Annotated in this window: 13 protein-coding genes and 1 pseudogene; 10 read left to right on the top strand and 4 right to left on the bottom strand. The window is 62.0% G+C overall.

The features are described 5' to 3' along the window. Positions 1-37 precede the first annotated feature (37 nt). A complete protein-coding gene (locus KUO17_RS13205) occupies positions 38-781 on the top strand; it encodes a flagellar brake protein (RefSeq protein ID WP_217975998.1) in 744 nt (247 codons plus the stop codon). Between the two features lie 40 nt (positions 782-821). Here the strand turns inward: KUO17_RS13205 and KUO17_RS13210 are convergent, their stop codons facing one another. Continuing rightward, positions 822-2,168, bottom strand: coding sequence for an MFS transporter (locus KUO17_RS13210; RefSeq protein ID WP_217975999.1), 1,347 nt, complete (start codon positions 2,166-2,168; stop codon positions 822-824). Positions 2,169-2,342: 174 nt separating this feature from the next. Beyond that, the gene (locus tag KUO17_RS13215) at positions 2,343-3,584 is read right to left on the bottom strand and encodes a glutamine synthetase family protein (RefSeq protein WP_217976010.1); all 1,242 of its coding nucleotides are present in this window, start codon (positions 3,582-3,584) and stop codon (positions 2,343-2,345) included. A gap of 234 nt (positions 3,585-3,818) precedes the next feature. Between KUO17_RS13215 and KUO17_RS13220 the strand changes: the two genes are divergently transcribed. Further along, on the top strand, positions 3,819-4,769 hold the full coding sequence (locus KUO17_RS13220) for a D-2-hydroxyacid dehydrogenase family protein (RefSeq protein WP_217976000.1): 951 nt from the start codon (positions 3,819-3,821) through the stop codon (positions 4,767-4,769). Here KUO17_RS13220 and bkdR read toward each other — a convergent pair whose 3' ends face one another. Further along, on the bottom strand, positions 4,770-5,261 hold the full coding sequence (gene bkdR / locus KUO17_RS13225) for a Bkd operon transcriptional regulator BkdR (protein ID WP_163948719.1): 492 nt from the start codon (positions 5,259-5,261) through the stop codon (positions 4,770-4,772). 199 nt (positions 5,262-5,460) lie between these two features. Between bkdR and KUO17_RS13230 the strand changes: the two genes are divergently transcribed. From KUO17_RS13230 to lpdA, 4 genes are read left to right on the top strand one after another with little or no spacing between them, the layout of a single operon-like run. Then, positions 5,461-6,693 carry a 3-methyl-2-oxobutanoate dehydrogenase (2-methylpropanoyl-transferring) subunit alpha gene (locus KUO17_RS13230; protein WP_217976001.1) on the top strand — a complete coding sequence of 411 codons (1,233 nt, stop codon included), beginning with the start codon at positions 5,461-5,463 and terminating at the stop codon, positions 6,691-6,693. 1 nt (position 6,694) lies between these two features. After that, positions 6,695-7,753 carry an alpha-ketoacid dehydrogenase subunit beta gene (locus KUO17_RS13235; protein WP_217976002.1) on the top strand — a complete coding sequence of 353 codons (1,059 nt, stop codon included), beginning with the start codon at positions 6,695-6,697 and terminating at the stop codon, positions 7,751-7,753. Further along, entirely contained in the window at positions 7,754-9,025 is a 1,272-nt protein-coding gene (locus KUO17_RS13240; protein WP_217976003.1) for a dihydrolipoamide acetyltransferase family protein, read from the top strand. 2 nt (positions 9,026-9,027) lie between these two features. After that, positions 9,028-10,410 carry a dihydrolipoyl dehydrogenase gene (gene lpdA / locus KUO17_RS13245; RefSeq protein WP_217976004.1) on the top strand — a complete coding sequence of 461 codons (1,383 nt, stop codon included), beginning with the start codon at positions 9,028-9,030 and terminating at the stop codon, positions 10,408-10,410. Between the two features lie 184 nt (positions 10,411-10,594). Here lpdA and gcvA read toward each other — a convergent pair whose 3' ends face one another. Then, positions 10,595-11,500 (bottom strand): transcriptional regulator GcvA, encoded by a 906-nt coding sequence (gcvA, locus tag KUO17_RS13250; protein WP_217976005.1) that lies wholly within the window; start codon positions 11,498-11,500, stop codon positions 10,595-10,597. A gap of 129 nt (positions 11,501-11,629) precedes the next feature. Between gcvA and KUO17_RS13255 the strand changes: the two genes are divergently transcribed. The 4 genes and pseudogenes from KUO17_RS13255 (at position 11,630) to KUO17_RS13270 (ending at position 14,336) form a co-directional block, all read left to right on the top strand. After that, a complete protein-coding gene (locus KUO17_RS13255) occupies positions 11,630-12,268 on the top strand; it encodes a glutathione S-transferase family protein (protein ID WP_217976006.1) in 639 nt (212 codons plus the stop codon). Between the two features lie 22 nt (positions 12,269-12,290). Next, positions 12,291-13,337, top strand: a pseudogene (locus KUO17_RS13260) (LLM class oxidoreductase). 59 nt (positions 13,338-13,396) lie between these two features. Beyond that, a complete protein-coding gene (locus KUO17_RS13265) occupies positions 13,397-13,630 on the top strand; it encodes a methylated-DNA--[protein]-cysteine S-methyltransferase (protein ID WP_425274855.1) in 234 nt (77 codons plus the stop codon). Positions 13,631-13,787: 157 nt separating this feature from the next. Continuing rightward, the gene (locus tag KUO17_RS13270) at positions 13,788-14,336 is read left to right on the top strand and encodes a hypothetical protein (protein WP_217976007.1); all 549 of its coding nucleotides are present in this window, start codon (positions 13,788-13,790) and stop codon (positions 14,334-14,336) included. Positions 14,337-14,373 lie beyond the last annotated feature (37 nt).

The following is a 14,373-nucleotide window of genomic DNA, read 5'->3' on the forward strand; positions in this document are numbered from 1 at the left end:
CTTGCCTGTGTCGTTTTTGCCTGGAGATTCATCAACCGTGTTCAATGACGAAGAAGCTCCTCAGCCTCCGAAGGTGCTCACTACGCCTTTGGAAATTGCCGCTCACCTGCGGATGCTGCAAGAGAGCCATGACCCACTGATCATCACGTTCCCTGAACGTAGCCAGCGCTTCCAGAGTTATGTGGTGGAAGTGGACCGGGACAGCAACAGCATGGCCCTGGATGAAATGATCCCGCGTGAGGGCGAGCGTTTCCTCGAAAACGGCGAACCCTTTCGCATCGAAGGTTTCCACGACGGCGTGCGTATTGCCTGGGACTGCGACACTCCCTTGAGCATCAGCAGCTCGGACGGCGCACGCTGCTACCGCGGCAGCCTGCCGCTGGAAGTGACCTACCATCAACGCCGCAATGCGTTCCGCGCCGCCTTGAAGCTGTCGCAGTTGGTGGATGTATTCCTGGACGGTGAAAAACTGCGCGGCGATCACCCGCTTAAAGGCAAGCTGCTGGATATCTCTGCCACCGGCTGCAAATTGCGCTTCGAAGGCAACGTCGAAGAGCGCCTGCAACTGGGCCAGGTCTACGAGAAGTTCGCCACCGGCATGCCACTGGGCCTGTCCCAGGTGATGGTTGAACTGCGCCATCTGCACGTTGAAGAACGCCTGAACGCCACCTTTGCTGGCGTGCGCTTTCATAACCTGAACGGTCAGATGTCTCGCAAGATCGAAAGCTTCGTGTACCAGTTGCAGCGTGAAGCACGTCGTTTCGACAAAGACGACTACTGATCCCGGCGCCGGCTCCTGCAACAGGAGCCGGCGAACTGTGTCACTTACCCCCCGATACCGGTCTCGCGGGCTCACCCTCCTCCACCGCCTCGCCCTTGCCGTCTTCTGCCTCGGTATCCTCAGCGCCCACCGGCGCCTGCATCTGATCCTGCACTACCTGCTCATCGACCCGCGGGTCGAGTGCCGCCGACAACGGCGAGCCAGCGGCCGGCATGGCCACGTGCTGCAGCGGCGCATCGTCGACCTGGTGCAGATTGGTGACCGCCTTGGGGCGAATGCGCCATACCAGCACCAGCGCGAAGAAACTGAAGAAGGCATACAGCATCTGGTCACCCAGGGTCTTCATCAGCACGCCCGCCACCAGTGGCCCGATACTCGCCCCCACGCCGTAGGTCACCAGCAGCATCGCCGTCAACGATACCCGTCGCTCGCTCTCCACATGATCGTTGGAAAACGCCACCGCCAGCGGATACAGGCAAAACTGCAGCAGCGACACTGCAAAACCGGTAATGAACAGCACCTCCAGCGGCACACTGGGCAAGATCGCCAGCGGCAAGGCCGCTACTGCCAGCCCCATGGCCACGCTGCGGATCAATACCGCCCGGTCGTAGCGGTCCGACAACCACCCCAGCGGCCACTGCACCAGCAGGCCGGCGAAGATGCAGCAGCCCATGAACACACCCACCTGCTCGGTGCTCAAGCCCTGCTTGGAGGCATACAACGGCGCCAGGCCGTAGAACGACCCGACGATCAGCCCCGCCCCCAGTACCGTGCTCAATGACTGTGGCACCCGCTTGATGAAGAACTTCGGCTCCATCGGTGCAGGACGCAACGGCGCCGGGTGAATGCGCCGCGTCAGCGCCACGGGCACCAGGCACAGCGCGAAACACATTGCTACCAGCATCAGCAGCTCAAGCCCCAGCTGCGGATGAACGACCAGGATCAACTGACCGAGCACCAGACCCAGGTAGGAAGCGATCATGTAGCCGCTGAACACTGCGCCGCGCTGCTTGGCGTCGGCCTGCTCATTGAGCCAGCTCTCGATGACCATGTACTGGCACATCATGCCCAAGCCCACCACCACCCGCAGCATCAGCCAGGCGGGCAACCAACTGACCAGGCCATGGCCGAGCACCGCAGCGCCGACAATGCCGGCGCACGTGGCATAGGCACGTATGTGCCCGACCCGCGCGATCAGCCGGTGGCCGATCTTGCCACCCAGTGCCAAGCCGAAGTAGTTGGCTGCCATCAGGGCACCCACCCACAGGCTGTCCACCTGGTCGGCCGCCAGCCGCAGGGCCAGGTAGGTACTCAACAGGCCGGAACCGATCAACATCATCAATGCGGCGAAATACAGCGCGCGAAAAGACTTCCAGATAGTTCGCATCAGCGTCCCTGAGGGCCCCTTGAGCAGGTTGAAAAACTGCTTGAAAGCATAAGTGATAAATCCTTCGGTACCCCGTGCCTGGCATAAAAAAAACAGGTGTCAAAGCATGACCCCTGATCATGTTCGGCACCTGCCCTTTCTACCCTTGCACCAGGCGGCATTGCCGCCCCGGAGTTACGCCTGCGCAGCCAGCACGCGCCGCTCCCACGGGGTGATCTCGTCAAGGAAGCTGGTCAGCTCCATCGTCTTGGACGCGATGTAGCCTTCGATGAACTCGCTGCCAAACAGTTCCCTGGCCAGCGTACTGCGTTCGAGCCGCTCCAGTGCAGCATGCAGGGTGCACGGCAGGGAAAGATGCTCAGGCACCTCGAACTCGCCCTGGATCGCCGGCGCCGGCTGCAACTGCTGCTCGATGCCGTACAGGCCGGCGGCAAGGCTGGCAGCGATGGCCAGGTACGGATTGCTGTCGGCGCCGGGCAAACGGTTCTCGACCCGGCGTGCCACCGGTGCGCTGGCAGGGATGCGCAGGCCCGCGGTGCGGTTGTCCTGCGACCAGCAGGCATTATTGGGCGATGCATAGGGATGGCACAGGCGCTGGTAGGAGTTGACGTTGGGCGCGAACAACGCGGTGAAGTCGGCCATGCAGGCCTGCTGGCCACCGATGAAGTGATAGAAGGCCGGGGTGGGCTGGCCGCTGGCATCGCTGAACACATTGCGCCCGCTGTCGATCTGCACAACGCTCTGATGGATATGCATGGAGCTGCCAGGGGTCCTGGCCAGCGGTTTGGCCATGCACACCACGGTCAGACCGTGCTTGAGTGCGACTTCCTTGAGCAGGTGCTTGAACAGCAGGGTCTGGTCGGCCAGCAGCAGCGGATCACCGTGCAGCAGGTTGATCTCGAACTGACTCACACCCATCTCGTGCATGAACGTATCGCGCGGCAGGCCTAGCGCCGCCATGCTGCGATAGACTTCGCTGAAAAACGGACGCAGGCCATTGTTGGAGCTGACGCTGAACGCCGAATGACCGTCCTCGCGACGCCCGTCCAGGCCCCGCGGTGGCTGGAACGCCTGGGTAGGGTCGGTATTGGCCGCGAACACGAAGAACTCCAGCTCGGTCGCCACCACCGGCGCCAGGCCCAGCGCCGCATAGCGCGCGATCACCGCCTTGAGCTGGCCACGGGTCGACAGGCCCGAGCTTTCGCCACCCAGTTCATTCGCATCGCAGATGGCCAGGGCGCGTGGCTCATCACTCCAGGGCAAACGGTGAACCTGCCCGGGGTCGGCCACCAGGGCCAGGTCGCCGTCATCGCTGCCGTAAAAACGCGCCGGTGGGTAACCGCCCATGATGCACTGCAGCAGCACACCCCGCGCCATCTGCAGGCGCCGCCCTTCGAGGAAGCCTTCAGCGGTCATCACCTTGCCGCGCGGCACACCGTTGAGGTCAGGGGTGATGCATTCGATTTCATCAATGCCCGTCAATCGCTCGGCCAGAGAACGTTGGCCATTGGTCGTCATGACTTGATCCTTGTTATTTTTAACAAGCCGCGAACGGCGACCCCGACAACATAGTCCCGGGGTGTTAAAAATATCAAGCACTGGATCGCCGGCAGCATCACCCGGCACCACCCCTGGATAGTGAGGTTTCACATGCAAATAGCCGTGATCGATGACTGGCAACAGGTGGCCGAAGGTGTAGTGGATTGGACCACCCTGCGCGCCGCGGGCGAGGTGCACTTCCTGCACCACTACACGGCCGACACCGCGACCCTGGCGCAACGCCTGGCGCCCTACCAGGTGATCTGCGTCATGCGCGAACGCACCGTGTTCGATGCTCAATTGCTCGAGCGCCTGCCCAACCTCAGGCTGATCGCCACCGGCGGGTTGCGCAATGCCGCCATCGACCTGCAGGCAGCCCGACGCCTGGGCATCACCGTGGTCGGTACCGACAGCTACAAGCACGCCGCCCCCGAGCTGACCTGGGCCTTGATCATGGCCCTGAGCCGCAACCTGCTGGGCGAGGCCAATGCGCTGCGCAGCGGCGGCTGGCAGGTGGGCCTGGGCGGTGACCTGCACAGCAGGACCCTGGCAATCCTGGGACTGGGCAGTATTGGCGAGAAAGTCGCCCGGTTCGGCCAAGCGTTCGGCATGCGCGTCATTGCCTGGAGCCAGAATCTCAGCCAGGCACGCGCCGACGAGGTGGGGGTCATTCGAGTGGACAAGCAGCAGCTGTTCGCCGAGGCCGACATCCTGTCCATTCACCTGGTGCTCAGTGAACGCAGCCGTGGCCTGGTGGATGCGCAGAGCCTGGCCTGGATGAAACCCCAGGCGTTGCTGGTGAATACCGCACGTGGTCCGATCGTGGACGAGGCCGCCTTGATCGCCGCATTGCAGAGTGGTCAGTTGGCAGGCGCGGCACTGGATGTGTTCGAACAGGAACCGCTACCGGCGCAGCATCCGTTTCGCAGCCTGCCCAATGTACTGGCCACGCCGCATATCGGCTATGTCACGACGGCCAACTACCGGCAGTTCTATGCTCAGATGATCGAGAGCATCCTGGCGTGGCAGGCAGGCACCCCGGTGCGGGTACTGGGCGCTTGACTACACTGTACCCGGCAACGTCAGGCCATTGGCCGGCAGCGGCAGCGCGGTCTTGTAGCGCACCTGCTTGAGGGCAAAGCTGGAGCGGATATTGGCGACCCCCGGCAAGCGCGTGAGGTAGTCGAGAAAACGCTCCAGGGCCTGGATGCTCGGCAGCAGCACACGCAGCAGGTAGTCCGGGTCGCCAGTCATCAGGTAGCACTCCATGACCTCTGGGCGTTCGGCGATTTCTTCTTCGAAGCGGTGCAGCGACTGCTCCACCTGCTTCTCAAGGCTGACGTGGATGAACACGTTGACGTCCAGCCCCAGCACCTCGGGTGCCAGCAAGGTCACCTGCTGGCGGATCACCCCCAGCTCTTCGAGTGCCTTGACCCGGTTGAAGCACGGCGTGGGCGACAAGTTGACCGAGCGCGCCAGCTCGGCATTGGTGATGCGGGCATTTTCCTGAAGGCTGTTGAGAATGCCGATGTCAGTACGATCCAGTTTGCGCATGAGACAAATTCACCTGCCTATTGTTCTTTTGAAGAATGTTTATCCGCAACTCAAGCCAAAGGCAACGAAGTTGAGAAAAATATTCTCCCGCTGGCGGAATATGATGTAGGCAAGACTGACTTCCTGGTCACAAGCCGGGTTCAGTAGCGACCGCTTCAAAGCTCAACAAAAACACAAGACAGAGCGAGCGTAATAAAGCATGAACGAGTACGCCCCCCTGCGTTTGCATGTGCCCGAGCCTACAGGCCGGCCAGGCTGCCAGACCGACTTTTCCTACCTGCGCCTGAACGACGCCGGCCAGGTCCGTAAACCCGCCATCGATGCCGAACCCGCAGCCACTGCCGACCTGGCCTACGGGCTGATCCGCGTGCTCGACGAGCAGGGTCGTGCACTGGGCCCATGGGCCGAGGACATCGGCCCCGAGGTGTTGCGCCAAGGCATGCGCGCGATGCTCAAGACCCGCCTGTTCGACAGTCGCATGGTGGTGGCCCAGCGCCAGAAGAAGATGTCCTTCTACATGCAGAGCCTGGGTGAGGAAGCCATCGGCAGCGGCCAGGCGCTGGCCTTGAACCGCAGCGACATGTGCTTTCCCACCTACCGCCAGCAGAGCATCCTGATGGCCCGCGATGTGTCGCTGGTGGAGATGATCTGCCAGTTGCTCTCCAACGAGCGTGATCCGCTCAAGGGCCGCCAGCTGCCGATCATGTATTCGGTACGCGAAGCCGGCTTCTTCACCATCAGCGGCAACCTGGCGACCCAGTTCGTACAGGCGGTCGGCTGGGCGATGGCCTCGGCGATCAAGGGCGATACCAAGATCGCCTCGGCGTGGATCGGTGACGGCGCCACCGCCGAATCGGACTTCCATACTGCCCTGACCTTCGCGCATGTGTACCAGGCGCCGGTCATCCTCAACGTGGTCAACAATCAGTGGGCGATCTCGACCTTCCAGGCCATCGCCGGCGGTGAGGCTACCACCTTCGCCGGACGCGGCGTGGGTTGCGGGATCGCCTCGCTGCGCGTCGACGGCAATGACTTCATCGCCGTGTACGCCGCCTCGCGTTGGGCCGCCGAACGCGCCCGCCGCGGCCTGGGCCCTACGCTGATCGAGTGGGTAACCTACCGCGCCGGCCCGCACTCCACCTCGGACGATCCGTCCAAGTATCGCCCTGCCGACGACTGGAGCCACTTCCCTCTGGGCGACCCGATCGCCCGCCTCAAGCAGCACCTGATCGCCATCGGCCACTGGAGCGAAGAGGAGCACCAGGCGGTGACCGCCGAACTCGAAGCCCAGATCATCGGCGCGCAGAAGGAAGCCGAGCAGTACGGCACCCTGGCAGGCGGACAGATGCCGAGCCCGGCGAGCATTTTCGAGGACGTATACAAGGAAATGCCCGACCACCTGCGGCGCCAGCGCCAGGAACTGGGGATCTGACATGAACGATCACAACAACACTATCCAGTTGGAAACCGCCATGGCGACTACCACCATGACCATGATCCAGGCCCTGCGCTCGGCCATGGACATCATGCTCGAGCGCGATGACAACGTGGTCGTGTACGGCCAGGACGTCGGCTACTTCGGCGGCGTGTTCCGTTGCACCGAAGGCTTGCAGAACAAGTACGGCAAGTCGCGGGTGTTCGACGCACCGATCTCCGAAAGCGGTATCGTCGGCACCGCCGTCGGCATGGGCGCCTACGGCCTGCGGCCGGTGGTGGAGATCCAGTTCGCCGACTACTTCTACCCCGCCTCGGACCAGATCGTGTCGGAAATGGCCCGCCTGCGCTATCGCTCGGCCGGCGAGTTCGTGGCCCCGCTGACCCTGCGCATGCCGTGCGGTGGCGGCATCTACGGTGGCCAGACCCACAGCCAGAGCCCGGAGGCGATGTTCACCCAGGTGTGCGGCCTGCGCACTGTGATGCCGTCCAACCCGTACGATGCCAAAGGCCTGTTGATTGCCTCGATCGAAAATGACGACCCGGTGATTTTCCTGGAACCCAAGCGCCTGTACAACGGCCCGTTCGACGGCCACCACGACCGCCCCGTGACCCCCTGGTCCAAACACCCGGCCAGTGCCGTGCCCGACGGCTACTACACGGTGCCGCTGGACAAGGCCGCGATTACCCGGCCGGGCAATGCAGTCACGGTACTGACCTACGGCACCACCGTGTATGTATCGCAGGTGGCGGCCGAGGAAACCGGTATCGATGCCGAAGTCATCGACCTGCGCAGCCTGTGGCCGCTGGACCTGGAGACCATCGTGGCCTCGGTGAAGAAGACCGGGCGCTGCGTGGTTGTGCACGAAGCCACCCGCACCTGCGGCTTTGGCGCCGAACTGGTGGCGCTGGTGCAGGAGCACTGCTTCCATCACCTCGAAGCCCCGATCGAACGCGTCACCGGTTGGGACACGCCCTACCCGCACGCGCAGGAGTGGGCGTATTTCCCCGGCCCCTCGCGAGTGGGCGCGGCATTGAAACGGGTCATGGAGGTCTGAATGGGTACGCACGTCATCAAGATGCCGGACATTGGCGAAGGCATCGCACAGGTTGAACTGGTGGAATGGTTCGTCAAGGTCGGCGACACCGTCACCGAAGACCAGGTGGTCGCCGATGTCATGACCGACAAGGCCACCGTGGAAATCCCTTCGCCGGTGAGTGGCAAGGTACTGGCGCTGGGTGGGCAGCCTGGCGAAGTCATGGCCGTGGGCAGTGAGTTGATTCGCATCGAAGTCGAGGGCACCGGCAATCACCAGGAGGGCACAGCCAAGCCTGCACAAGCCGTTCAAGCGCCAGTGCTGGCGAGCAAGCCTGAGGCGCCACAGGCTCACCCTGTGGCCGCAATGTCCGCCAGTGCAGCGCAACCTCAGGCCACGATCGTGCCGCGCGGGGCCAACGAACGCCCACTGGCATCGCCGGCGGTGCGCAAGCGTGCGCTGGATGCCGGCATCGAACTACGTTACGTGCATGGCAGCGGTCCCGCCGGGCGCATTCTGCATGACGATCTGGATGCCTTCCTGGCCCAGCCGAGCGTCAGCAGCACCTCGACGCCGGGCGGTTATGGCAAACGCACCGATGCAGAGCAGATCCCGGTGATCGGGCTGCGGCGCAAGATCGCCCAGCGCATGCAGGACGCCAAGCGCCGCGTTGCGCACTTCAGTTATGTCGAGGAAATCGACGTCACCGCGCTCGAAGAACTGCGCGTGCACTTGAACAAGAAACACGGTGAAAGCCGCGGCAAACTCACCCTGCTGCCCTTCCTGGTGCGGGCAATGGTGATTGCCGCACGCGAATTCCCGCAGATCAACGCCACCTACGACGACGAAGCCCAGTTGATCACCCGCCATGGCGCGGTGCACGTGGGCATTGCGACCCAGGGTGACAATGGCCTGATGGTGCCGGTGCTGCGCCATGCCGAAGCCGGCAGCCTGTGGAGCAACGCTGGCGAAATTGCGCGAGTGGCCAATGCTGCGCGCAACAACAAGGCCAGCCGCGAGGAGCTCTCGGGGTCGACCATCACCCTGACCAGCCTGGGCGCCCTGGGCGGCATCGTCAGCACGCCGGTGGTCAATACCCCGGAAGTGGCCATTGTCGGCGTCAACCGCATCGTCGAGCGGCCCATGGTGGTCAACAGCCAGATAGTGGTGCGCAAGATGATGAACCTCTCCAGCTCGTTCGATCACCGGGTGGTCGACGGCATGGATGCCGCGCTCTTCATCCAGGCCATCCGCGGCCTGCTCGAACAACCTGCCAGCCTGTTTGTGGAGTGACCATGCAGACCCTCAACACCACCCTGCTGATCATTGGCGGCGGGCCCGGCGGCTATGTTGCGGCCATTCGTGCCGGGCAACTGGGCATTCCCACCGTGCTGGTCGAAGGCCAGGCCCTGGGCGGCACGTGCCTGAACGTCGGCTGCATCCCGTCCAAGGCGCTGATCCATGTGGCCGAGCAGTTCCATCAGACCCAGCAGCACAGTCAGCATTCCAACCTGGGTATCAAGGTCCAGCCGCCGAGCCTGGACATCACCCAGAGCGTCGCCTGGAAGGACGGTATCGTCGATCGCCTGACCAGTGGCGTGGCCGCCTTGCTCAAGAAGCATGGCGTGACGGTGATCCATGGCTGGGCGCAGGTCGTCGACGGCAAGACCGTCGAGGTCGATGGCCAGCGAATACAGTGCGAACACCTGCTGCTGGCTACCGGTTCCAGCAGCATCGAACTGCCGATGTTGCCATTGGGCGGCGCGGTCATTTCGTCCACTGAAGCACTGGCACCCAAAAGCCTGCCAAAACGCCTGACCGTGGTTGGCGCCGGCTATATAGGCCTAGAGCTGGGCATTGCCTATCGCAAGCTCGGCGTCGAGGTGAGTGTGGTCGAGGCACGTGAGCGCATCTTGCCGACCTATGACACTGAGCTGACCCAGCCTGTGGCCGAGTCGCTGAAAAAGCTCGGTGTACAGCTGTATCTTCAGCACAGCGTCGAAGGCTTCGATGCGGCCACGCAACGCCTGCAGGTGCGCACCCCCGATGGCGAACAACTGGCGCTGGAGACCGATCAGGTATTGGTGGCAGTCGGTCGCCGGCCACGCACCCAGGGCTTCAACCTGGAGGCACTGGCGCTGAAAATGAACGGCGCGGCGATTGCCATCGATGCACGCTGCCAGACCAGCATGCGCAACGTATGGGCGATTGGCGACGTGAGCGGCGAACCGATGCTGGCGCACCGTGCCATGGCTCAGGGCGAGATGGTCGCCGAACTGATCGCAGGCCAGCACCGCGAGTTCAACCCTGTGGCCATCGCGGCGGTGTGCTTTACCGATCCGGAGCTGGTGGTGGTCGGCAGGACGCCGGACACCATGCAGCACGAAGGCCTGGACTGCATCGTCGCGCAGTTCCCGTTTGCCGCCAATGGCCGGGCCATGACGCTGGAATCCAGGAGCGGCTTCGTACGTGTGGTGGCGCGCCGGGACAACCACCTGATTCTTGGCTGGCAGGCCGTGGGAGTCGGCGTCTCGGAGCTTTCGACAGCCTTTGCGCAATCGCTGGAGATGGGCGCACGGCTGGAGGATGTGGCCGGTACCATTCATGCCCACCCGACGCTGGGTGAGGCCGTGCAGGAAGCAGCATTGCGCGCTCTGGGGCATGCCCTGCACCTGTGAGACAAGCGCCAGAAACACAGCGGCCGCCCAAGGGCGGCCGTTTTGCTTGCGATTGACTGCGCCCCCTCACGGCGGTACGCCTGATACAAGCGTTGAGAGGGGTTGGGAGGATGCTCAGGCACAGGCTCACGCGGTAGTTGCCGCAACCGAACTCGATACGACGCGCTAGCCGCCCCGTCATCGATCATGCCGCAGGGAGAGCCGCCATGACGTCGGCTTCTTCCCGGATCCACTCGATGAATGCCTGAACCTCCGGACGCTGCAAGGTTTGCGCACGAGTGACGGCATAGTAGGCAAAGCGCGAAGGCCAAGGCTTGTCCAAGGCGACGACCAGCTTGCCCGACTCGATGTCTTCCTGCGCATGGTTGTCCTGAACCAGAGCGATACCCTGCCCCGTCGCCGCTGCACGCAACAGCAGCAGGTCTTCGTCAAAGCTGGGCCCACGCTGTGCAGTGCTGTCGACTTCCACCCCGTGTGCCTGCAGCCAGAGCATCCAGTCGGCGCGGTCGGCGTCCTGCAGAAGAGGGTACTGCAGGCAGTCGATCGGGCTGTTGATCGCAGGCCCCTTGGCCAGCAAGACAGGGCTTGCCACTGGCAGCAACACCGGCGCCATCAACAGGATCGACTCCAACCCCGGGTAACTGCCAAGGCCATGACGCAGGGCCACGTCTATTCGCTCGCGCTTGAAGTCCACCAGCTTGGAGGACGCCTCGACACGTACCTCGATACCGGGATGGCGTGCACTGAAGCGCCCCATTCGCGGCACCAGCCAGGTCGATGCAAACGAAGGGACAGTACTGATTGTGAGGGTTTTCTGAACAGAAAGCGCCTCCAGCGTCGCGAGGGATTTCTCGATCTGATCAAAACCACGCAGCAAGCCTGGATGCACGCGCGCGCCTGCTTCGGTGAGGTAAACACCATGGCGACTGCGAACAAACAGCGAGACCCCCAGGCGATCTTCGAGCAGCCGGATCTGCTGGCTTACGGCACCGGGCGTCACACCCAGGTTCTCGGCCGCAGCCTTCAGGCTGCCAAGTCGCCCTGCCTCTGCGAATGCACGTAGTGCAAGCAACGGTAGTACAGCGCCCATTCGCCAACCCTCGATTTAGAAAATCTAACGCTTACAAAGAGAATTCATCGTTTTTAAAACAGTTTTTACCTGAATAGGATAACAACACGTTCTTCGACTAGAAAATAGTTTTCCTAAGGTTAAAAGACAATGACGAAAGCCCACGACCTGACGCTTTACACCGACAGCTCACCCAATGGCTTCAAAATCACGATCGCCCTCGAAGAGCTCAAGTTGCCCTACACACTGAAGCATGTGCATATCGAGCAAGGTGAACATCGACAGCCAGAGTTTCTGCAACTGAACCCCCATGGTCGCATTCCGGTCCTGGTGGACAGTGCGAGCGGTATCACGCTGTTCGAGTCTGCCGCCATCTTGCTGTACCTCGCGCAAAAAACGGGGCGGCTGCTCCCCACTGAACCGTCAGCTCACTGGTCAGCCATCACCTGGCTGATGTTTCACACCTCGAGCATGGGGCCACTGCTGGGCCAGCGCGCGCACTTCGAAATGTTCGACAGCACACCTAACCGCCCCGCTATCGAGCGCTATCGGCACTTGACCGAAACCGCGTTCGCGACACTCGATCAACACCTGGCGCACCACCACTGGCTAGCCGGCGTCGAGTACTCGATTGCCGATATCGCGACCTTCGGCTGGATGCACATCGCTCGCATCATCGATTTCAGATTCAGCGACTACCCCTACCTGAGCGCCTGGTATGAACACATGGCACTACGCCCGGCAGTACAGCGAGGCATCACTTTACCCAACCCTGCGACCGGCCCCTGACGCCATAAACCAAGGAACTGGTATGAACGAAACAGTGATACGTACAGCCCCACCCTCGACCGCTGGTGCGGATGCTTCGGCCTTTGCCGAGCACCCAGGCTACCGCCGGATGTTCGAACACGACCAACTGACGCTGGGCATATTCATGCCGCTGCGGTTCTACGAAGGCGATATGGCGGTACTGACCGGCCAGGCCGACCTGGTGAGCGAGATCGATCGACTGGGTTTCGCCGCCACCTGGGTGCGCGACGTTCCGCTGTACGATCCGTTCTTTGGCGATGCAGGGTAGTTGTTCGATCCATTCACCTATCTCGCCTACCTGGCCGCCCGCACAAAACAGATCGCACTGGTGACCGGCAGCGCCATTTTCTCGCTACGCCATCCCATTGACCTTGCCAAGGCGGCGACAACCATCGACCAACTGTCTGGTGGCCGCCTGGTGATGGGCATTGCCTCAGGCGATCGTCCAGTGGAGTTTCCGGCCTATGGGCTCGAGCACAGCGAGCGGGGCGAACGCTTTGCCCATACCACCGACTATTTTCGGCAATTGCTACAGAACAAGGCGCCCGCGATCCACTCACCATTGGGCAGCCTGAGCGAAGCGCAATTACTGCCCAAGGCGGTTACTGGCCGTATTCCACTTATCGTGACTGGCTCATCCCGTCAATCGATGCAATGGCTTGGCGAACACGCCGACGGCTGGCTGACCTATCCGGACTCCACGCAAAATATCCTTGGCCCGCGACGCCTGGCAGAAAAAGTACGTGCCTGGCGTTCGAACATTCCCGGTGGCGGCTTCCGGCCGCATATGACCAACGAATGGATTGACCTGGCAGAGGACCCGAACTTCCCCCGCACGCCCCTGCGCGGTGGCTATGTACTCAAGACCGGACGCAATGGCCTGATCGATCTGCTGAGTGAATGGCGCGATGCGGGGGTAAACCATGCAGCACTGGGCATTCAAATGGCGGAGCGACCGGCACGCGAGATTATCCAGGAGCTGGCAGAGGAAGTTCTGCCGCTGTTCCCATCGCGTCCAGGACCAGCGCCGCACCCGCAAAACTGGTAACTATCGACCGCCTGGCGCATCCGGGCGGTCTCTTTTGCCAGGCACCTGGAGTCACTTGCATGCTCATTGCCCAACCCCGCTTCTTCAGGGGCTATCTCGACAGCTACATGGCCAACGCGGTGAATCCCATTTCGATCATCGTGCCCTGCCATCGGGTAATCGCTGCAACAGGACACCTGACTGGCTACAGCGGCGGGCTGGACAAGAAACGTGGCCTGCTGATGCTTGAAGCCGAATATTCGCGCGCAGACCTCGCCTGCGCCAAACGCTGGATCGGAGCCCCATCAAACTGACCCTCGCCTATTGCCACTTTCGGCAAGTAACCGCCTCTATAAGGCAATGATGCGCTGGGGGCCAAGCTCGCTGCCCCTACGATCAGGGCGTTTGGGATGCTGGCACACCTTTTGCGTTCACGCTCTCAGACCAAACACCCTCAAGGAGAGCCATCAGGTGAGCATCATCAATGACTTGGGCTGGCAGATCAGCGCCGGTACCCAACAGCGCATGACTGCGTCGACAACAGACACTTCAGCCGCCTATGCTCCTGTACCAATTGAAACGGCCAAGACGCAGTCCCAGCGAGGTGGAGATACCTCCCGCCAGAGCTTCCAGAACCAGCAGAATGAAGCTTTCGCCAAGCTCATGCTGAGCCTTCAAAACCCTGAACGGTACAGCAGCGATGCGCAGATAGAGACGCAGAGCAATGCCCGCCAGGAGTTTCTCGACTACATGGCACTTTCACCGGAGGACAAGATTCGCGAGAAGATGCTCCGCGAACTGGGGCTCTCCCTGGAAGACTACGAAGCCCTGCCACCCGAAAAGAAGGAGTTGATCGATAGGCAGATTGCACGGCGAATCGAGGAAGAGATGGAGATCAAGACCATCGCCAAGCTTCAACCAATGCTCCAGGCCACAATGACGGCCCAAGCGCTCACAGACTCGCAGTCATCGCTTGCTGAAGGTGAAAATGGCGAGGACAGGAAAAACCTGTTGGACTGAACAATCGCAATTAAGAGCCACCCGAACGGGTGGTTTT

This window comes from Pseudomonas aegrilactucae (assembly GCF_019168305.1).
GTDB classification, from domain to species: domain Bacteria; phylum Pseudomonadota; class Gammaproteobacteria; order Pseudomonadales; family Pseudomonadaceae; genus Aquipseudomonas; species Aquipseudomonas aegrilactucae.